Here is an 18,091-nt window from a genome sequence, read left to right as displayed (position 1 = left end):
ACCCGCTCAGGAGGGCGCGGGTGCCGCCCGGACGGACTGCACGGGTTCACCGGCGCGCAACGCCTATGCCTTTGGCGTGCCTTCGGCCCGGTCGGCCGAGAGGCGTCGCAGGCTTCGGTCGAAGACGGTGATCAGGAGGTACAGGACCCCGGCGGCGAGCATGATCCAGGCGAGGTGGTGCATGCCGGAGGTGCCGGCACGCCGCCCGAAGGACGCGGCGGTCGCGGAGGAGGCGATCATCGAGCCCACGTAGGCGAAGGTCCGCAGCAGTCCGGCGGAGGATGCGGTGCGCTGGGGATCGGCCTGGAAATACACGGAGTTCTGCAGGGCCAGGCTGTTGGACCCCTGGGGCACACCGAAGACCACGGCGAGCAGGACCAGCATCCACACGGGGCTGCCTGCGGTGAGGGTCAGCATCAGCGCGCAGGCGGCTATCTGGCCGATGGCGCCCAGCAGGAGCTTTCCCAGGACTCCGCTGCGCCGGCCCACGCTGACGGAGACGGCGATCCCCACGAGGAACATCGGTATCTGCACGAGCCCGGCGTGGAAGGGCGAGAGCCCGTAGCCCTCCTCGGTCCACTGGGTGAAGCCGTAGAGGAAGGCGTAGGAGACGACGTAGGCCACCAGCGCGCGTCCGTAGGTGGCCAGCAGCGGTGCATTGCCGCCGAGGACCCTCAGGTCGATGAACGGCGTCTCGGCGCGCAGCTCCCGCACAGTGAAACCGGCTCCGGCGGCGAGGGTGATCACCGGTAGGTACCAGCTGCCGGCGTGCAGGTTCATCAGGAACAGCAGGAGCGAGAACAACATGGCCGCGAACAGGGCCATGCCCGGCAGGTCGATCTGTGCCGCAGGCCTGCCCCGGGCCGCCGCGCCGGTGCTCGGCTGTTCGGGCAGCCGAAGCGCGCCGAGCGTGACCGCGACCGCGGACAGGGGGATGTTGAGCGCGAAGGTGGAGCGCCATCCGCCCAGCCCGATCAGCAGCCCGCCGAGCAGGGGACCGACCACGGCGATGGTCTGGTTGGCGACCGCCAGAGCGGTCAGCACGCCCGCGGGGCTGTCCTGGCCGGTCCGCTTGGCCTCGCTGCGCAGCAGTGCCATGGCGGCGGGGTAGCCGGCGCACGTTCCGAAGCCGAGCAGGACCCGTGCCGCGATCAGGACCCCCAGGTCGGGGGCCAGGGCGCCGACGATGCCGGCGACGCCGACGAGGCTGGTGCTGAGGAGGAACAGACGGCGCGGACCGAAGATGTCGATCAGTCGGCCGACGATCGGCTGCCCGAGGGCGGTGGCCAGGTAGAGGGCCGAGACCAGCCAGGCGGTCTCCGACGGCGGCGCCCCGAACGCGGCGCCGATGGGCACGAGCGCCACGGCGATGATGGTGGAGTTGATCGGGTTCAGGACCGAGCCCAGCATCATCGGGGGGACGAGCCGGCGGTCGAAGCCTGCCTTCCTGGTGTCGCCGCGCGCCGCGGTCGTCTGGTCAGTCATGGACGAGTCGCTCCAGCACAGCCATGGCCGCGATCACCGTCTGACGCTCCTCCTCGGTGCACTTCTCCTGCAGCTGCGCGGCGAGCCATTCGCCACGGGCCTGTCTGCCCTCCTCGGCCCGCCGACGCCCCTCGGCGGTGAGCGCGATCAGCAGGCGGCGACCGTCGCCGGGGTCGCGACGCCGCTCGACCAGCCCCAGGCCGGTCAGAGCAGCGACCGTGGTCGTCATCGACTGGTGCCGCATGCCCTCGATGGCGGCGAGATCGCTGACCGTGAGGCCCTCGTTGTCCGTCAGGCGGGCCAGGACCGATGCCTGGGTGAGACTCATGTCCCCGGTGTCCCCGGCGGCGCGGATACGGCGCCGCAGGCGCCCGATGACCGCCCGCACGTCCCGCGAGGCACGGACGGCTGAAGGCGACGGCTCACGGTGTTCACTCATGATCCTCACCCTAGAAACGTCCACGCGAATTGTCCAGCTTGCCTGCGCAGGCAAGCTGGACACCTGCCGCGAAGCCATGCGGAGCCGGTGCTCCGGTCTCGGCACCGCACTCCTTGCGCGACGGCTTCGGGCCCCTCCAGCAGATGAACGCGCACATGCGAGAGTGAAGGCGGCTTGGCCACTCCCCCGCCGGCCGAGCTATCGTGCCGTCGTGACATGCGCGACAGAGCGCCCCATCCTCTTCCTCGACGTCGACGGTCCACTCATCCCCTTCGGATCGCCACCCGGTCGTCTGCAAGCCCCTGTGCCCGACGCCCGAGCACCCCTCGACCGGGACAACCCGTTGCTAGGACGACTTGAACCCGGCCTTGGTGCGCGCCTCATGGCCCTGGGCTGTCATCTCGTGTGGGCGTCGACATGGGCGGAGGATGCCAACGAGTCCGTCGCCCCCCGTATTGGGCTCCCGAGGCTGCCTGTGGTGGAGTGGCCGGACGCTTGCGACGACGACACCCCGCACGGAGTGCACTGGAAGACCCGTCCCCTTGTCGAGTGGGCCGACGGCCGGCCGTTCATCTGGGTCGACGACGAGATCAGCGCGATGGACCGCCTCTGGGTCGCTGCCGGACATCCCGGTCCGTCGCTCCTTCACCGCGTCGACCCGGCCAAAGGCCTCGTAGACGCCGACTTCGCCGCGCTGGCCCGATGGCTCCGCGCTGCTGCGCCGACAACGAGTCACGAGGATCGGCGTTTCCCGTAGAGGATGCGGGCCCTTCCACCAACCGGGCCAGGCCCGGTTCGGGTCCGCTCACGATGAGTGGTCCCGACAAGCCGGCGATCCGCTGCTTCCGCCTCTTCGGGCGGCCAGGGAACCTACATCAGCCCGGAAGGCGGGCCGGCCGACATGGATCCGATGGCCGACTAGGACCTGTCCGATGGTTCCACGTGACTACCTTGCATTGCGATCGTTCCGGTCGGCGTGGGGCAAGGTGATCTGTCGAACGAGGAATGGGCCCGTCTGGGGCCTCAGTTGCCGAAGGACGTTGGACGCGGCGGGCGTTGGAAGAACCACCGTCTGTGAGCAACGGGATCCTGTTCCGTCAGCGGACCGGCATCCCGTGGCGGAATCTGCCGACGCGGTTCGGGAAGTGGAAGACGGTTCATGACAGGCATCGCAGGTGGTCAGCGGACGGCAGCTGGGACAGGATTCTGCGGGCCGTCCAAGCCGATGCCGGTGCGGAGGGCCGCATCGACTGGTCCATGGTGAGTGTGGGCTCCACCGTGTGCCGCGCCCACCAGCACGCTGCCGGGTGCCCGCAAGCAGGCACCGCGGAGACCCGGTAGGCCCGCCTGCCCGGCTCCGCCCTGATGAAGCCCTCGGCCGTTCACGCGGCGGGCTGAGCACAAAGATCCACCTGGCTGGTGAGGGCGGGCTGCGGCCTCTTGCTCGGCTGGTCACGCCTGATCAGTGGGGCGACGCCTCGCATATGATCCCGGGCCTGGAACGCATCCGCGCGCCCGCCCGGCAGGCGGGCACCCGCGGACCCCGCCGGATCATCCCAGTGGCGACAAGGCGTACAGTTCCCGCCGCCGCAACCGCCGTTACCTGCGGCGGTGGCAGGTCAAACACACCATTCCCGACCGCCGCGACCAGCGGACCCACCGCCAGAACCGCGGCAGCCGAGGAGATCGGCCCACCGACCAATCACGCTTCGCCCGCAGGAATGAGGTCGAGCGGACGATCAATCAGCGCAAGGGCCTCCGGGCCGTGGCAACCCGCTTTGACAAGCGGGCCTATGTCTTTCACGGCACCGTGGCTGTCGCCGCGGCCCGGCTCTGGCTTCGCTCGTCACCTGACGGGCAGTCCTCAGCGCACTGTCGGCAGACCGAGGTCGGCGGCGTTCATGAAGTCGAGCATCTTCCGGTTGGTCAGTGCCGCGTGGTCGATCTGCGGGCCGTGGCCGGTCCGGGAGATGATCTCGGCCCTTGCGCCGGGGATCAGCCGAGGCACGCGTTCGGCCTGTCGGTCGGGGTGTACCAGGAGGCTGCGCCTGCCGAGCACCAGGTACAACGGCTTGCGGATCGCCCCCAGTTCGGCGTCGGTGAGCGGCTGCGGCACCGGCCGGCGGATGCGGTAGGCGCGGACCCCGGTCCGGATCATGGTGCGCAGTTCCGGCACGACGAGGACGGGTTGTTCCAGCCAGGACGCGAGACGGGGCCGCAGCGCCTTGGGGGCGAAGGTGGCAAACAGACTGGCGAAGATCCACACGAAGAAGCGCATTCCTACCTTCTCCAGGCCTCCGGGGTCGAGCAGCGTTACCGAGGCGAGGCGTTCCGGTGCGCGGTACGCCTGGTTCAGGACGAGCCAGCCGCCGTACGACGAGCCGAGGAGGTGCACCTGGTCGAGCCCGAGGCCGGCGAGTGTCTCGTCCAGCCACTTCGCGGCACGCTCGGGCTCGTGTATGGGTTCGCGCTGCACGCTGCGGCCCGGGTCGCCCGGGGTGTCGATGGCATAGACGGGCCGTTCGGCACTGAGGGCGGCAGTGTTCGGGTACCACATCGCGGAGCAGGAGCCGGCTCCGTGGACGAGGACGAGAGGGATGCGCTCTCGGGCGGCCGGGTCCTCGGGGTCGTAGCGGTAGACGTGCGTGGCCCCGAAGGAGGTCTCCACATCCTCCTCCCAGGACGCGGGCGCTCCCAGCGCGTAGACCGCGTCGCAGGCCGCGAAGTAGCGCTCACGCCAGGCGTCGCTGACAAAGCGGCCGACATCGGGCTTGGAACGGGCTGGTGTGGACTCGGGCACGGCCACCTCCTGGGCAGTCGGTCATTGTGATACGAACGTACCACGAACATGGTACGGCTGTATCATCAAAAATCGGAGGCACGATCCGAAGAGCGGAGAGTCGAACCATGCCCAAGCGGGTGGATCACGCGGAGCGGCGCACCGAGATCGCGCAGGCCCTCGTCCGGGCCGCCGGACGGCTCGGGCTGCACGCTGTGGGGATGCGCGACGTGGCGGCCGAGGCCGGCGTCTCACTGCGGCTGGTGCAGTACTACTTCGAGTCCAAGGAGAAGCTGCTCCTCTTCGGACTGCGGCATCTGGCCGGCAGGTTCGGGGAACGAGTGACCGCCCGGGTCCGCGCCGCCGGTGACAGCCCCGGGCCGCGCGCGGTGATCGAGGCGCTGCTGATGGCAGCCCTGCCGGTCGACGAGGAGAGCCGCCTGTTCCATCACCTCTACACCTCGTACGCCGTGCTGTCGGTGACCGACGAGACCCTCGCGGCCCAGCCCTTCATCAAGGATCCGGACGCCGCCGAGATCACCCTCACCGGGCTGCTGCAGCAGGCGGCGGACGCCGGACTACTCCGGCCAGGTACGGACCCTCACGCCGAAGCGGTCGGCTTGCTGGCCATGTCCGCAGGGCTCGGCACCAGCGTCCTGGTGGGCCAGCGTGACGCCGAATCCGCCACGGCCGTCCTCCACTACCAACTGGACCGGATCTTCCGGCCCTGAAGGGCGGACGCCCCCCCGCCGCCAGCACACCGCAAGAGCCCCTCGCCCTGCCGGTCGCGCCTTCCACCCTGTACCTCCGCCGCGCCCACGAGACGTAGGTGGACGATGCCCGTGAAGTGGCCACCGGCTCATGCGAGTTGCGAGGCTCGGCGGTCACGTGCCCCATCGGACAGGCCGTAAATGCATCCGTGCGTGTCCGCCCTTGGAGGTCCGCGCCGTCACACGACCGGGCACCCCCGAGCCGGAGTTCCGCGTACCGAGTCAGTGACCGTCAGTACGGATGGTGGTTCGGCTTGTCCTGCCACGCCTGGTATGCCTGTGCGCCCAACTCGGGGTACATCTGCTTGATGCTGATGCTCCGCTGGTCCGGAGGCCGCTGGAAGTCCTCGTACTGGAAGTCGTCGCTGAACCCGATCTCCTGGGTGGCCTTCCAGTCACAGCTGTAGTAGACGGCGTCCATTCGCGCCCAGTAGATAGCGCTCATGCACATGGGACAGGGCGCGCCGCTGGTGTAGATCGAGCATCCCTGGAGCATGCGGGCACGCTCCGGCAAGATGTCCGGGGACCCTTCGGGACGGGGCACCAACTCCAGTGTGTACTCGTTCTGGTGCTCTTCCGAGACCGTGGGAGCATCCGGGTTGAGGTACTGAATGGCCTTGCGTATCGCTTCCACCTCGCCATGCGCGGTGGGGTCCGCCGTGAGCAGCACGCGGTTCTGGCCGCGAGCGATCACCTCACCATCGTGGGTGATCAACGCGCCGAATGGGCCTCCCCAGCCGTTCTCGACCGATTCGGTGGCCAATTGCGCCGCTTCGGCCAGGTACTCCCTGTGTCCCATCTCGGCGCCTCCGATCCAACGTTACTTTTGCGGCGTATGAGGTTTCTATCTACTCTAGGAGTCGTGAGTCCTCGTGCAACTCATGGCTCCCCCGATGACAGCGCGACCGTCGTGATCTCGCAGAAGGTCCGTCCCGGGTGTGAAGACGACTACCGGCACTGGCAGGATCGGACCAACGAGGTCGCAGGCGAATTCGACGGGTTCGAGGGCACGGAGCAGTACCCTCCGCCATCCGTCGAAGGTAACGAGTGGGTCGTTGTCTTCCGCTTCTCCCATCTGGATCAGCTGACCGCGTGGATGGACTCCGATACACGCCGTGAACTCCTCGAACAGGCACGAGATCTGTTCGAGGAGGCCCCCACACAGGAAGTTCTGGCGGGTGGCACGCCGGTCCATGACGCCGTCACCGCGGTGATCTCGCACGACGTGCAAGCCGACCAGGAGCATGCGTTCGTGAGCTGGCAGGAGAAGATCCTGTCAGCTCAACGGAAGTTCCCCGGCTTCATGGGCTCGGAGTTGTTCCGGCCCGTGAAGGGCGTACAGGACAGGTGGGTCACCGTCTTCCGCTTCGACACCCGCCATCATTTGGACAAGTGGCTCGAGTCCAGCACTCGTCGCAAGCTCCTCGACGAAGGCCGAGGCACCTTCGTCTCCTACGACGTGCGCAAGGTCGGCTCCGCGTTCGGCAGTTGGTTCCGCTTCGAGCAGGGCACGGAAGAGGGTGTTCCGCCCAACTGGAAGCAGGCCATGTCCGTGGTGCTGGCCCTCTATCCCACCGTCGAGATCCTCAACCTTGCGGTGAGTCCCCAACTTGATGCTCTTGGCCTGCCCGGATATCTCGCCTTGTTCATCTCGAACGTGTTGAGTGTGTGCATTCTGACGTGGCTGCTGATGCCATTGGTGAACAGAGCCCTCGCCTTCTGGCTGATGCCCGGCCAGGCGCGATCATTCCGCATCGACGTGGCAGGTGCCGCAGTCGTGGCGATCTGCTGGCTGGCGTTCATCGTGGTCTTCGGCTTGACCACCGGCTGACGGCCGGCCCCAGCAGATGCTCACGACGAGGAGGCCGTCATGAGCGAACACAGTTGGCGCTCAGGGATCGAGGGCCCGCTCCTCCGCAGGGGCGACGCGGACTACCAGACCGCCCGTGTGCGCGCACTCTGGAACGAACTCAAGCCGGACCGGTACCCCGATGTGATCGTCCGAGCCGCCTGCGAGCGGGATGTTCAGGAGGTCCTGAAGCTGGCCGTGTCCCGCGGACTGCAAGTCGCCGTACGCGCGGGTGGACACAGCTGGTGCGGTTCACCACTACGGGACGGAGGCATACTCCTCGACCTCTCAGGCCTCGATCGGTGGGAGATCGACGCCGAGTCGGCGACGGCGACCGTGCAACCAGGTGTCATCGGCAGCAGATTCGCGAGGGAGCTGGCCCGGCACGATCTCGCCTTTCCGGCAGGACACTGCCCTACCGTCGCGCTGGGCGGCTACCTCCTCAGCGGCGGCCTCGGCTGGAACTCCGGTCTGTGGGGAGTGGGCTGCGCGAGCGTACTGGCGATCACCGCTGTGACTGCCGGCGGTGAAGTGCTCAGGTGCACCGAAGAAGAGAATCCCGGCCTGCTCTGGGCGGCACGGGGAGCCGGGCCCGGCTTCTTCGCCGTCGTCACCCGCTTCCGTCTCCGTCTGCAGCCGCGCCCGACCGCCCTTGCCGGGACCTCCTACGTCTTTCCCCTGGCGGCAGTCGGCCCCGTAGCCGACTGGGCCACCGAGACGGCGCGTGAACTGCCTGCGAACGTGGAACTGTCCTTCCTGCTGGCCACGCAGGAAGCGTCAGGTGTGACGGATGGGCCGGGGTTCAAGGTCGTCGTCGTCACCGCCACCGCGTTCGCGAACTCGCACACCGAAGCCGTTGACGCCCTGCATCCGCTGCGGAGCCGCCCCCTCCCCGAACGACCGCTTTCCAGGCGACTCGACGAGCCGGCATCTCTTGCCGTTCTCTATGACACCTCGATGGGCCTGTGGCCCGAAAAGCACCGCTACGCGGCCGACACGCTGTGGTCGCACGAGAACTACGCTTCGCTCCTGACGAAGCTGGGCGACGCGTTCGCCAAAGCGCCCTCCGGGAAGTCCGTCGTGCTGGCGCCCGTCTCACCGGTCTCGCGGGAGGACGCGTTGCTGCGGAACATGGCGTTCTCCGTGCTCGGTGAGAGCTATGTCGTGCCCTACGCCGTCTGGACCGATCCCGCCCATGATGACGTCAACGTGCACTGGCTGCGGGATGCCATGCGCGCGGTGGAGCCGTTCGGAACCGGTCACTACATCGCCGAAGCGGACCTGACCGCCGACCCGTCCCGTGCCCGGCGATCGTTCACGACTGCCGATTGGGAGCGCCTGCAATCCCTGCGGGCGGAGTACGACCCGCAGGGTCTCTTCTTCTCCTACCTGTCCGCCTGAGCGGCCCGGCGCCCTCTCGGCACTTGCTGTCGGGGAGACTCCCCACAACCGGGGCCTTTCCGGCCGTTCCTCTACACGCGTACGGCCGTCGTCGCCGACGGCCGCGACGCGTATCGACGAGTGCTCAGGTATCCGGGGAGCTTCGCCCCGTATGCCACTACTGGAACCAGGCCGGCTGGGGACGGCGGGCCATGGCGGATGACGAGTTCGTCGAGACCGTCCGTACCCGCATCGCCGACCATGATCTCCCTTCGCCGGCAACCCCAACGCCCTGGACACCGCGCCCGACACCCTCGGAGACGGCCGAGGACATCGTCGCGTTCTATGCCCGGGCTCGTGCCGCGTCCGACAAAGTGATCGACGAGTTGGAGATCGACAGTCTGGGCACCGCATGGCATGGCGAATCCGTGTCCCTGCGCTGGACACTCATTCACATGATCGAAGAAACCGCACGGCACGTCGGGCACATGGACATCGTGCGCGAACTTCTGGACGGGAACGGACGACCACCCACGGGACTGATCGCCAGACACCCGGCCCGTGGGAAACCTCGTGAAACGGGCCCTGCCGCAAGTGCCTGCGACGCCGGGGCAGCCGGCACACGATCCCGGAGAAGACCGACAGCCAGACCGCCGCCTGCGCAAAGGCTCATGCGGCGGACGGCCAGGCCCTCACCTTCTGGCTCCGAACACGATCGGCTTGACCAGTCCTAGTCGTCCGAGTCGGCAGCCGATGGCGGTACCTCGACGACGAAGAACAGGAAGTTGGGTCTGGTCGAAAGGTCATGGAAGCCGTCCGGGAACAGTTCACGCGCGGCCGGGTCGGGCTGCGGCTCGCTGATGCCGGAGAGGCGGAAGCCGGCGGTGGTGAAGGCATCGATCATCGCGTGCACCGGCCTGCGCCAGAACCTCATCGGGAAGGACTTCCCGTTGAACGTCCAGTCGAAGGTATAGCTGGTGGTCGCAAAGTAGTCGGGCCGAGGATCCTGGATCGTGTAGGCCACGAATGGGTGGTCCACCGAAGCGATCAGCCGGCCGCCGGGCCTGAGCACTCGCCGCAACTCGGCCAGCGTCGGCCCCCAATCCTCCAGGTAGTGCAGGACCAACGACGCGACCACGTCGTCGAACGCACCGTCGGCGAACGGCAGGCGGTCGCTCAGGTCGACCACGTGCAGGGCCACGTCGTCACCGAGCCGCCGCCTGGCCAACGCCAGCATCCCGGCGCTGGCGTCGATGCCGGTGACGACGGCACCGCGGTCGCGCAGTGCAGCGGACAGGGGGCCTGAGCCGCAGCCGGCGTCCAGGATCCGACGGCCGGCCACGTCTCCGGCGAGGGCCAACATCGCGGGCCGCGCGTAGTACGCGTTCACGAGGTTGTTCTCGTTCTCCGCCGAGTACGCCTCGGCGAAGCTGTCGTAGTCGTTCGCCTGGACCAGATCCGCGGACCGATCGAAGCTCTCGGGCACATCGGTAACACGTTCCATCGTCGCAGCCTAGTAGTCACATGATCCGCCGTGACAGGCCCTGGTGAACTCAGCTCCGACCGTCACGTCGTCGAAGCGCTGAGGCTCTCGGACACTTGGATCCTGTTCGGCAGATCACAAGTAGATGACTGCTGCACCAAAACAGCACATCATCTTCACAACTGGCGCTACCTTCAACGCTGTCGATACATCCCGGGGGGACACATGACCAATCCATTCACCATGCCGCCGCAGCCTGCCTCGCCTGCTCCCAAGTGGGCGCGGAAGCGGTACGTGCTGCCCGCCATAGGCCTCGCCTTCTTCCTCGGCATCGGTGCCGGTGCCGGCGGGCAGGACGACGGGAACGACGCGAAGGCTGCGGCTGCCAAGGTGCAGCCGACCGCCACGGTCACTGCTACAGCCACGGCGACGGCCACTCAGATGGCTACGCCGGAGCCGGCCCCGACCGTGACGGCGACGAAGACGGTCAAGGTGAAGGTGACCGTCACCGCGCGGGCCGCCGGCGCAGGCTCGGGAAGCAGCGACAGCTCCTCCGGCGGGTCATCCGGGAGCAGTGACTCGAGCTCGTCGGGTGGTTCCAGCTCCGGGAGTGGGGGCTCCAGCGGCTCGGGCGGCTCCAGCAGTGCCGGTAACGGCGCCACCGCTCTGTGCAATGACGGCACCTACTCGTACGCCGCCCACCATCAGGGAGCCTGCTCGCACCATGGAGGTGTGGCCGTCTTCTACAGGTAGCCCGAGTACGCGACGTGCGAGCAAGGAACCACCGGCCAGCGGCATGACTGACCGGGCCTTCCAGTGGGCGGGTGACGATCCCTGCGTCACTTGTCGAGCCGTACGGCCGGTGGCTGGTCGGTGACGGCCGGGCGGAGCTCGACGTCGACGCCGAGCTTCTGCAGCTTGCCGCCGATGGACACGGTGGCCATGACGATCTCATCGCCCTGCGCGCCGGAGCGCATGGCGTCCTGCACGAACACGGCGAGTTCGTCGAGGGTCATGAACTGCTTCTTCGGCGCGGCGTGTTCGATCTTCTTGCGAGCCATGGGTCCCCCTCGGGTGATGTCGCGCAACGTACGCCCGGAACGCCACGTCCGTACCGGCGCCGGATGTGGGCGAGCGCCCATCGTACGGCTCTCTCCCAGCCTCTCTCGCAGCGAGTCGGCGCAGGCCATGCGGCGCGCAGGAGCCGCATCGGGAACAGAGCCGCGCACCGTCGGCGTACGCGGGGCCCGGAGCAGTGCGCCGGCCGGCGCGAGCGTGCCCGGCGGCCGCCGGACACGGCCTCGGGCACGCCGGCCGCCCCCGCCGGATGGGGCACAGGCCGTTCCTGCAGGCCGGGTGCGTGGCTGCTCGTGTCGTCCTCTACCCGAGGTACGCGACCCGACCGCGCCGACGTGAGCCACGACACACAGCTGCGGGGCTTCCGATACGGCCGGGCGGAGGCGTACGTTCCGTTTACCCCGCGTGGACGTCCTCCGAGGCGTCGGTCCGCCGATCCTAGGCGGCGGGCCACGCGGGGGCCAACGCCTGGTCCGGCGGAGCTGCGCGCTCCTCACTTTCGGCGAAGCAGGTATCCGCCGGCCAGTGACACCGTCAGCGGCATACCCCGCCCCTCGGCGAAGAGGTGGTGCTCGTGTCCCGATGTCCGGGGCCGACCAGGCTGGACTCACTCTGGAGCCGGCCGAGCCTCCCCTGCCACGGGAGGAGTCGATCATCAGCTTCCGTCTTCGACCCAGCACCCTCTCAGCAGCACCGTACGCAGCCGGGTCCGGACACAGGTCACCTTCCAGGACACAAGGCGCCGCCAGCGGGTCATGCCGAGCCGAAGCCCAGCCCCTGGGCCGGGTGCTCCCGCTGAATGGCGACCTGCAGCGCGAACGGGTTCCCGGACAGAGCGCACCTGTCCAGCAACCCTTGGTGAGCCTCCCACCAGTTTGGATCCAGGCTCCGGCAGGGGCGGCTCGATCAGCGGCCACGGGTCGTCCGACACATCCACGGCTTCGGCTGTCTCTTCCCCACGAACACGCCTACGACGCAGCAGACTGCGCTCACACGATCAAACGGCCTTCGTCGGAGCCAGTTATGAGCGAGATCATCCTGATGTCCGACCCGAGGGTCGCCGCTGTGCCCGTACGCGAAGACGGCGAGCGGCTCGTGGACGTGCGCCGCTGCGGTCGGATACTGATCGACGAGCGGAGGCAGGATGGTTCCGGGGCCTTCGCCCATCTGCGGGAAGGCGTGCTGGAGCGTCTTCTGAAAGCCCAGGGGACGCTACCCGACGGCCTGCGGCTGCTCTTCGTCGAGGGGTACCGTCCGCCGGCTCTGCAACGTCACTATTTCGGCCAGTACGCCGCCGAACTGAGCACCGTCCATCCCGAGTGGTCGGCCGGGCAGATCCGATCCGCGGCAAGCCGTTACGTGTCGCCGCCCGAGATCGCACCGCACAGCGCCGGGGCTGCCGTTGATCTGACGCTCGCCGATGCTCAAGGCCGAGAACTCGACCTGGGCACCCGGTTGAACGCGAGTCCGGAAGAGAGCGCGGGCGCCTGCTACACCCAGGCCGCCGACATCAGCGATGAGGCTCGCGTTCACCGGCGGATTCTGGGAACCGCCCTGGCCACGGCGGGTCTGGTGAACTACCCCACGGAGTGGTGGCACTGGTCGTTCGGAGACCGGTACTGGGCACTGGACACGGGATCCGCGGCAGCCTTCTACGGCCCGAAGGAGCTCATGTAGTGCGGCAATCCTCCTGCTGCCTGCCCCAGCTCGCGGACTCCACCTCAGTGTCGATGCCCTCGGTCTGCGGAGCGGCGCTCCCAGGCTGCGCGGGACCTGCGGCACTGATCGGCGCACGGTCGGCCCGCTGGTCGCGATGCGAGCGGTGAGCGGCCGGCGCAAGAAGGAGTCCGCGTCAGAACCAGGACAAGCCACGGCTCCAATCTTCTTGTAGGCAGGTCAATTGACCACCGACCTTCGACCTATGACCAATGACCGGTGCTCCTGCGCTCAACGCACGCGGGGAGTCGATGAGACGGTGCCCCTTCTGATAGCCTGCGCTCTTCGCCGGTCGCCCGGACGGAGTCCCCCGGCAGGTCGCCATGTCTCGCTCCGAGCAGCTCACGAGAGCTCTCGATGCCCTGGATCGTGCTTTCGCCGCCGAGGAGCCCTTCCCTGTGACGGGGTGCTTGTTCTGCTACGGCGAGCAGGACCTCGCCGAACTCTCCGGGCCGCTGCACCTGATACCCGACGATCTGGTGTCCTCCGCCGCCGCGGAGGTGCCCAGCCACTGGGACGACTTCCCGCGTCTCTACCGCCGCCTTGTCCCGCGCATCATCCGCCCCGTCGTCACCGGCCGGTTCCACGTCGACGAGGAACTCATCGCCTCCCGTCTGACGCAGGCGGGCTGGACCACCTGGGATGCGCCCTTGGCCGACGCACTTCGCGGCGTCTGGACCGCCTGGTGGCAGGCAACCCTGGACATCCACCCCAGCCCCGTGCCCATCCGGGCGACCCTCAGCCTCATCACCGTCGCCACCGACAGCCTTCGTCCCTGGCTGGACAGATGGGCCGTCACCCACGGCCCGGCCGCCGACGCGCACCTGGCAGACCTCGTCGACGACGTGATGTTCGAGTTCGAGATCACCGACCTGCGCATGGGCTTCTACGACGAGTACCACGCCACTGCGGAGCTACTGGGCTGGCTCCTCACCGATGTACGGGACCGCGTCACCGACGCACGTCTCGACGACCCGTACCTCCTTGAACACCTCCGGACCACGCAGCACCCCAACTGACCGGGCCGGATATGACGACCTTTGATCCTTTGAGCATGCGCCTACGCCGGAGCGGCGGCTTCCAGATCGGCGATGCCGCCCGACATGATCGTCCGCACGTGGTCGGTGATGTGCTCCGCGGGCCAGTCCCACCAGGCCACGGCCAGGAGCCGGGCGATGTCCCGGGCGTTGTAGCGGGTGCGGACGAGGCGGGCAGGGTTGCCGCCGACGATGCCGTAGTCGGGTACGTCGCTGGTGACCACGGCACCGGTGCCGATGATCGCGCCGTGTCCGATCCGTACGCCGGGCATGACCGTCGTGCCATGGCCGAACCAGACGTCGTTGCCGACGATGGTGTCCCCTCGGTCGGGCAGGCCGGTGAGCAGGTCGAAGTGTTCCGACCAGGAGCCGCCCATGGTGGGGAAGGGGAAGGTCGAGGGGCCGTCCATACGGTGGTTGGCGCCGTTCATGATGAACCGTACGCCCGTGCCCAGCGCACAGAACTTGCCGATGATCAGCTTCTCGGGCCCGTAGTGGTAGAGCACGTTGCGCGTCTCGAACGCGGTCGCGTCGTCCGGGTCGTCGTAGTAGGAGTACTCACCGACCTCGATCAGCGGGGACTTGACGAGCGGCTTGAGCAACACCACCCGCGGCTGCTCGGGCATCGGATGGAGGACCGTGGGGTCGGCCGGCACAGGCATGCGATTCGATTCCTCGGCGGTTGCGGATCAGTGACCGGTCCATGATCGCGCCATTTCCTGGAAATTGCCGAGCGGTCTTCGTTGTTGATCAGGCATGACTCAAGGACCAGCGCCTCGCCCACTGTCCGACGAATCCCTCTCCGACCTCCTCGGCAAGCAGCGGTTCGGCACGCTCGCCACCGTCAAACGCAGCGGCCATCCCCATCTGACCACCATGTTGTACAGCTGGGACCCTGCTGCCCGCATGGTGCGGTTCTCGACGACGGCCGATCGCATCAAGGTGCGGCACCTGCGGCGCGACCCGCGTGCGGCGCTGCATGTGCAGGGCGGCGACATGTGGTCGTTCGCAGTCGCCGAAGGCGAGGCCGGGGTCTCCGAGGTCACGACGGTTCCAGGCGATGCGATCGGTCGGGAACTGCTGGAGATGATCCCGCAGGCCGCCAAGCCGGAGGATGAGGACGCGTTCCTGGAACAGGTCGTTGCCGAGCGCCGAGTGGTGATCCGGTTGCGGGTGGACCGGCTGTACGGAACGGCGCTCGACGTCAACGGCTAGGGCTCGTCCGGCGGATCATGGGCCGAGCCAGGGCCGGACCGAGGCGAGGGCCGGCCAGTGCCCTAATCGTGTTGACCGCCCCCGGCAGGCAGTGGTGGGGTCGGCACGTGGACAGCATCCCCGCCAACCGGCGGCTCTGGAACCAGATCAGCAGCGCCTACCAGCACGAGCACGACCCGCGAATCGGCGCCACACCCCGGCTGTGGGGCATGTACTCCATCCCCGACGCGCACCTGCACGCCCTGGGCGACGTCACCGGCAAGCGGGTCCTCGAACTCGGCTGCGGCGCCGGCCAGTGGTCCAGGGCGCTCGCCGCCGAGGGCGCCACCGTGGTCGGGCTCGACCTGTCCGAAGCCCAACTCGCCGCCGCGGCCCGCGCGATGGGAGCGGCCCGCTATCCGCTAGTGCAAGGCGCCGCCGAACAACTCCCCTTCGCCGCCGGCAGCTTCGACCTGGTGTTCTGCGACTTCGGTGGGCTCAGCTGGGCGCCCCCGCACCTGGCCGTCCCGCAGGCCGCACGCGTCTTGGGCCGAGGCGGGCGCCTGGTGTTCAACGTCGCCAGCCCATGGTTCGAAGCTTGCTACGACGAAGCCGCCAGCCGCGTGACCACGACGCTGCAGCAGGACTACTTCGGGCTGAACACCATCGCCGAAGACGACGGCGCGACCAGCTATCAGCTCACCTACGGCGACTGGGTCAAGGTCCTGCGCGGCGCGGGTCTCATCATCGACGACCTCATCGAGCCGCGGCCCGAACTCGGAACACCCAACGGCTACAACGAAACCGACCCACCCGACTGGGCACACCGCTGGCCGGCGGAACTGCTCTGGGTAACCCACAAACCGTAAGTTCCGCCGAGCCGAGACGTGAAGGCATCCCCTCGCCGGGCAGGCCTAGGTGTGCTGTCCCGGGACGTTGGTGACACGCGTGCTGGGTGCTTGAACAGGTGAGGGCCTTCTGGGTTCGGTGTGGATTGCGACATCTACGCCCGATCGCAGGAGGCCCTCGTGTCCCACCGTAATGCCCCGCTGATTCCGACCGGCAGGCTGCGTCTGGCCCGGTGTGTCGTGGACGACGGATGGCCGCTGCGGCGGGCCGCGGAACGCTTCCAGGTCAGCATCGTCGGCCCCGCCCCTGGGGCAGCAGCAAGCGTAGGTCGTCAGTCCGGCGCTGATGCCGACGTCCGTGGTTCAGTGGTCGTCGTCGCGCGTGGTCCGCTCGCAGCCGTCGTGCACGCGGAACCGCTCCGGACTTCAGGCATCATCGAGCCCGCCTCGTGCCCCTTCCCGAATCCACCCGCCCTACCGCGCCAACCGGCCGGAAACCGGGTGCGGGCCGCCGGCGCGGTGGTGTGTGATCGGGGGTATGGCGATTGTGTCGGGCAAGCCGGGAGTCGACGGGTTGGGCGAGGCTGTGGGCGTGCTGCGGGAGTGGCAGTACGACGGGGCGCCTATGCAACTGCATCCGGGGGATCTGGGCTGGTTCTGGCGGTTCGGTGCACAGGCGACGGCCGCTGCGGTCCGGACCTGGAGCCGGGACGGACGGATCCTCGCCGTCGGGCTGCTGGACGGTCCCGAGCTGTTGCGGCTGACGATCGCGCCGGACGTTCAGCGGGACGAGGAGCTGGCGCAGCGACTGGTTGAGGACGTGACCGAACCGGAGCGCGGCGTACTGATGGAGGGGAAGGTGTACGTCGAGGCGCCGATGGGTGCGCTCGTCCAAGATCTGCTGTTCGAGGACGGCTGGAGCGCTGACGAGCCGTGGACGCCGCTGCGCCGCGACCTCACGGAGCCGGTGGAGGACCCAGGCGTGCGGATCGAGGTGATCGGGCCGGAGCAGGCGCACGTGCGGACCGCCGTGCAGCGCGCATCGTTCGACAGGTCGACGTTCACGGACGAGCACTGGTACGCGATGGCGGCCGGACTGCCGTACGCCGACGCCCGGTGTCTGGTCGCGTACGACGATCAGGGCAACGCGGTGGCGGCGGTGACGGTGTGGTCCGCCGGTCCGGGAAAGCCCGGGCTGCTCGAGCCGATGGGCGTGGACCGGGAACACCGCGGTCACGGCTACGGCAAGGCGATCACCGTCGCCGCGGCGGCCGCGCTCCGGGAGCTGGGCTCGTCGAGCGCGATCGTCTGCACCCCGAGCTCCAACGTCGGCGCCGTCGCCACCTACACGTCAGCCGGCTTCGAGCAACGCCCTGAGATCCGGGACCGGCGCCGGGACGCCTGAGCAAGCAAAATGCGATCGCCCGGCGGGAGTTGTCCACCTACACTGGCGGGCATGGCATGCCGCATCAGTGAGCTGGTCCTCGACGCCGCCGACCCCGAACGCCTCGCCGCTTTCTGGAGCCAGGTCCTCGGCTACGTCGAACTCGGCCGGGAGGACGACGGAAGCATCGAGATCGGGCCGCCCGACGCCGGCTTCGGCGGCCCGCAGCCCACCCTCATCCTCAGCCCGAGCAGTGACCCGCGGACCGGGAAGCTGCCGCTTCACATCGACGTCAACGCCACCGACCGCGACCAGGACGCCGAGCTGGAGCGGCTGCTCGCGCTCGGCGCCAAGCCCGCCGACGTCGGCCAGACCGGCACCGAGAGCTGGCACGTCCTGGCCGACCCGGAAGGCAACGTGTTCTGCCTCCTGCGCCGCCGGCTCCAGCCCCTCTGACCACACGCGCGCCGCAGCCATCCTCATCGGGCTGAAGCACGCGCTGGTGATGCTGCTCGATGGAGAGGGTGGCTTCGTTCACCTTCGGTAGCGGCGCTTGCCGGCTGTCGGCGGGTTTCGGCAGCAGTCGGCGATCAGCACGCTCGCGGATGTTCGCGAGAACTGGCAGCGGCGTGCTCGGCAGAGGGTGTCCA

At 68.5% G+C, this 18,091-nt stretch carries 19 protein-coding genes and 2 pseudogenes; 14 read left to right on the top strand and 7 right to left on the bottom strand.

Going from position 1 to position 18,091, the window contains the following annotated elements:
- Window positions 1–63: 63 nt before the first annotated feature.
- Both BZY54_RS12805 and BZY54_RS12800 read right to left on the bottom strand, forming a co-directional pair.
- On the bottom strand, window positions 64–1,485 hold the full coding sequence (locus BZY54_RS12805) for an MFS transporter (protein WP_208640636.1): 1,422 nt from the start codon (window positions 1,483–1,485) through the stop codon (window positions 64–66).
- On the bottom strand, window positions 1,478–1,924 hold the full coding sequence (locus tag BZY54_RS12800) for a MarR family winged helix-turn-helix transcriptional regulator (protein WP_086725333.1): 447 nt from the start codon (window positions 1,922–1,924) through the stop codon (window positions 1,478–1,480). Before BZY54_RS12800 ends, BZY54_RS12805 begins: the two co-directional genes overlap by 8 nt.
- A 211-nt stretch (window positions 1,925–2,135) precedes the next feature.
- On the opposite strand from BZY54_RS12800, the gene BZY54_RS53110 reads away from it, so the two are divergent.
- A complete protein-coding gene (locus tag BZY54_RS53110) occupies window positions 2,136–2,681 on the top strand; it encodes an HAD domain-containing protein (protein ID WP_086725296.1) in 546 nt (181 codons plus the stop codon).
- Window positions 2,682–2,900: 219 nt separating this feature from the next.
- A pseudogene (locus BZY54_RS12790) lies at window positions 2,901–3,767 on the top strand (IS5 family transposase); the annotation flags it as partial.
- 21 nt (window positions 3,768–3,788) lie between these two features.
- Here BZY54_RS12790 and BZY54_RS12785 read toward each other — a convergent pair.
- Window positions 3,789–4,724: an alpha/beta fold hydrolase gene (locus tag BZY54_RS12785; protein ID WP_086725295.1), complete on the bottom strand. Its 936-nt coding sequence runs from the start codon at window positions 4,722–4,724 to the stop codon at window positions 3,789–3,791.
- 107 nt (window positions 4,725–4,831) lie between these two features.
- On the opposite strand from BZY54_RS12785, the gene BZY54_RS12780 reads away from it, so the two are divergent.
- Entirely contained in the window at window positions 4,832–5,434 is a 603-nt protein-coding gene (locus BZY54_RS12780; protein WP_086725294.1) for a TetR/AcrR family transcriptional regulator, read from the top strand.
- Between the two features lie 271 nt (window positions 5,435–5,705).
- On the opposite strand, the gene BZY54_RS12775 is transcribed toward BZY54_RS12780, so the two are convergent.
- The gene (locus BZY54_RS12775) at window positions 5,706–6,272 is read right to left on the bottom strand and encodes a nucleoside deaminase (protein WP_086725293.1); all 567 of its coding nucleotides are present in this window, start codon (window positions 6,270–6,272) and stop codon (window positions 5,706–5,708) included.
- 111 nt (window positions 6,273–6,383) lie between these two features.
- Between BZY54_RS12775 and BZY54_RS12770 the strand changes: the two genes are divergently transcribed.
- The 3 genes from BZY54_RS12770 to BZY54_RS55045 all read left to right on the top strand — a co-directional run bounded on the left by BZY54_RS12770 (window position 6,384) and on the right by BZY54_RS55045 (window position 9,436).
- The gene (locus tag BZY54_RS12770) at window positions 6,384–7,304 is read left to right on the top strand and encodes an antibiotic biosynthesis monooxygenase (RefSeq protein ID WP_086725292.1); all 921 of its coding nucleotides are present in this window, start codon (window positions 6,384–6,386) and stop codon (window positions 7,302–7,304) included.
- A gap of 39 nt (window positions 7,305–7,343) precedes the next feature.
- On the top strand, window positions 7,344–8,723 hold the full coding sequence (locus BZY54_RS12765; RefSeq protein WP_086725291.1) for an FAD-binding oxidoreductase: 1,380 nt from the start codon (window positions 7,344–7,346) through the stop codon (window positions 8,721–8,723).
- Between the two features lie 191 nt (window positions 8,724–8,914).
- A complete protein-coding gene (locus tag BZY54_RS55045) occupies window positions 8,915–9,436 on the top strand; it encodes a mycothiol transferase (protein ID WP_086725290.1) in 522 nt (173 codons plus the stop codon).
- On the opposite strand, the gene BZY54_RS12755 is transcribed toward BZY54_RS55045, so the two are convergent.
- On the bottom strand, window positions 9,433–10,206 hold the full coding sequence (locus BZY54_RS12755) for a class I SAM-dependent methyltransferase (RefSeq protein ID WP_086725289.1): 774 nt from the start codon (window positions 10,204–10,206) through the stop codon (window positions 9,433–9,435). The two genes, BZY54_RS55045 and BZY54_RS12755, sit on opposite strands and share 4 nt — an antisense overlap.
- A gap of 204 nt (window positions 10,207–10,410) precedes the next feature.
- Here BZY54_RS12755 and BZY54_RS12750 point away from each other — a divergent pair, with 204 nt between their 5' ends.
- Window positions 10,411–10,938, top strand: a complete 528-nt coding sequence (locus BZY54_RS12750; protein WP_086725288.1) for a DUF3761 domain-containing protein — start codon at window positions 10,411–10,413, stop codon at window positions 10,936–10,938.
- Window positions 10,939–11,024: 86 nt separating this feature from the next.
- On the opposite strand, the gene BZY54_RS12745 is transcribed toward BZY54_RS12750, so the two are convergent.
- Window positions 11,025–11,246, bottom strand: coding sequence for a hypothetical protein (locus BZY54_RS12745; RefSeq protein ID WP_086725287.1), 222 nt, complete (start codon window positions 11,244–11,246; stop codon window positions 11,025–11,027).
- Between the two features lie 1,039 nt (window positions 11,247–12,285).
- Between BZY54_RS12745 and BZY54_RS12740 the strand changes: the two genes are divergently transcribed.
- The gene (locus BZY54_RS12740) at window positions 12,286–12,939 is read left to right on the top strand and encodes a M15 family metallopeptidase (protein ID WP_086725286.1); all 654 of its coding nucleotides are present in this window, start codon (window positions 12,286–12,288) and stop codon (window positions 12,937–12,939) included.
- Between the two features lie 362 nt (window positions 12,940–13,301).
- Entirely contained in the window at window positions 13,302–13,997 is a 696-nt protein-coding gene (locus tag BZY54_RS12735; protein ID WP_086725285.1) for a hypothetical protein, read from the top strand.
- A 41-nt stretch (window positions 13,998–14,038) separates the two neighbouring features.
- On the opposite strand, the gene BZY54_RS12730 is transcribed toward BZY54_RS12735, so the two are convergent.
- Window positions 14,039–14,677: a CatB-related O-acetyltransferase gene (locus tag BZY54_RS12730; protein ID WP_086725284.1), complete on the bottom strand. Its 639-nt coding sequence runs from the start codon at window positions 14,675–14,677 to the stop codon at window positions 14,039–14,041.
- A gap of 94 nt (window positions 14,678–14,771) precedes the next feature.
- Here BZY54_RS12730 and BZY54_RS12725 point away from each other — a divergent pair, with 94 nt between their 5' ends.
- The 5 genes and pseudogenes from BZY54_RS12725 (at window position 14,772) to BZY54_RS12710 (ending at window position 17,897) form a co-directional block, all read left to right on the top strand.
- Entirely contained in the window at window positions 14,772–15,230 is a 459-nt protein-coding gene (locus BZY54_RS12725; protein ID WP_086725283.1) for a PPOX class F420-dependent oxidoreductase, read from the top strand.
- 107 nt (window positions 15,231–15,337) lie between these two features.
- Window positions 15,338–16,078, top strand: coding sequence for a class I SAM-dependent methyltransferase (locus BZY54_RS12720; protein WP_086725282.1), 741 nt, complete (start codon window positions 15,338–15,340; stop codon window positions 16,076–16,078).
- A gap of 159 nt (window positions 16,079–16,237) precedes the next feature.
- A pseudogene (locus BZY54_RS49275) lies at window positions 16,238–16,351 on the top strand (IS481 family transposase); the annotation flags it as partial.
- Between the two features lie 244 nt (window positions 16,352–16,595).
- Window positions 16,596–17,462, top strand: a complete 867-nt coding sequence (locus tag BZY54_RS12715) for a GNAT family N-acetyltransferase (RefSeq protein ID WP_086725281.1) — start codon at window positions 16,596–16,598, stop codon at window positions 17,460–17,462.
- A gap of 51 nt (window positions 17,463–17,513) precedes the next feature.
- Window positions 17,514–17,897, top strand: a complete 384-nt coding sequence (locus tag BZY54_RS12710; RefSeq protein ID WP_086725280.1) for a VOC family protein — start codon at window positions 17,514–17,516, stop codon at window positions 17,895–17,897.
- Window positions 17,898–18,091: the final 194 nt, after the last annotated feature.

This window comes from Streptomyces carpinensis, assembly GCF_002154505.1.
GTDB classification, from domain to species: Bacteria; Actinomycetota; Actinomycetes; order Streptomycetales; family Streptomycetaceae; genus Streptomyces; species Streptomyces carpinensis.
This window is presented reverse-complemented; position numbering and strand designations above follow the sequence as displayed.

Excerpts from the sequence above, each read along its gene's own strand:
- BZY54_RS12735 (WP_086725285.1), top strand. The coding sequence starts at position 13,302 with ATGTCTCGCTCCGAGCAGCTCACGAGAGCTCTCGATGCCCTGGATCGT.
- BZY54_RS12765 (WP_086725291.1), top strand. The coding sequence starts at position 7,344 with ATGAGCGAACACAGTTGGCGCTCAGGGATCGAGGGCCCGCTCCTCCGC.
- BZY54_RS12710 (WP_086725280.1), top strand. The coding sequence starts at position 17,514 with ATGGCATGCCGCATCAGTGAGCTGGTCCTCGACGCCGCCGACCCCGAA.
- BZY54_RS12715 (WP_086725281.1), top strand. The coding sequence starts at position 16,596 with ATGGCGATTGTGTCGGGCAAGCCGGGAGTCGACGGGTTGGGCGAGGCT.
- BZY54_RS12805 (WP_208640636.1), bottom strand. The coding sequence starts at position 1,485 with ATGACTGACCAGACGACCGCGGCGCGCGGCGACACCAGGAAGGCAGGC.
- BZY54_RS12780 (WP_086725294.1), top strand. The coding sequence starts at position 4,832 with ATGCCCAAGCGGGTGGATCACGCGGAGCGGCGCACCGAGATCGCGCAG.
- BZY54_RS12725 (WP_086725283.1), top strand. The coding sequence starts at position 14,772 with ATGACTCAAGGACCAGCGCCTCGCCCACTGTCCGACGAATCCCTCTCC.
- BZY54_RS12740 (WP_086725286.1), top strand. The coding sequence starts at position 12,286 with ATGAGCGAGATCATCCTGATGTCCGACCCGAGGGTCGCCGCTGTGCCC.
- BZY54_RS12755 (WP_086725289.1), bottom strand. The coding sequence starts at position 10,206 with ATGGAACGTGTTACCGATGTGCCCGAGAGCTTCGATCGGTCCGCGGAT.
- BZY54_RS12775 (WP_086725293.1), bottom strand. The coding sequence starts at position 6,272 with ATGGGACACAGGGAGTACCTGGCCGAAGCGGCGCAATTGGCCACCGAA.
- BZY54_RS12745 (WP_086725287.1), bottom strand. The coding sequence starts at position 11,246 with ATGGCTCGCAAGAAGATCGAACACGCCGCGCCGAAGAAGCAGTTCATG.
- BZY54_RS12730 (WP_086725284.1), bottom strand. The coding sequence starts at position 14,677 with ATGCCTGTGCCGGCCGACCCCACGGTCCTCCATCCGATGCCCGAGCAG.
- BZY54_RS55045 (WP_086725290.1), top strand. The coding sequence starts at position 8,915 with ATGGCGGATGACGAGTTCGTCGAGACCGTCCGTACCCGCATCGCCGAC.
- BZY54_RS12800 (WP_086725333.1), bottom strand. The coding sequence starts at position 1,924 with ATGAGTGAACACCGTGAGCCGTCGCCTTCAGCCGTCCGTGCCTCGCGG.
- BZY54_RS12750 (WP_086725288.1), top strand. The coding sequence starts at position 10,411 with ATGACCAATCCATTCACCATGCCGCCGCAGCCTGCCTCGCCTGCTCCC.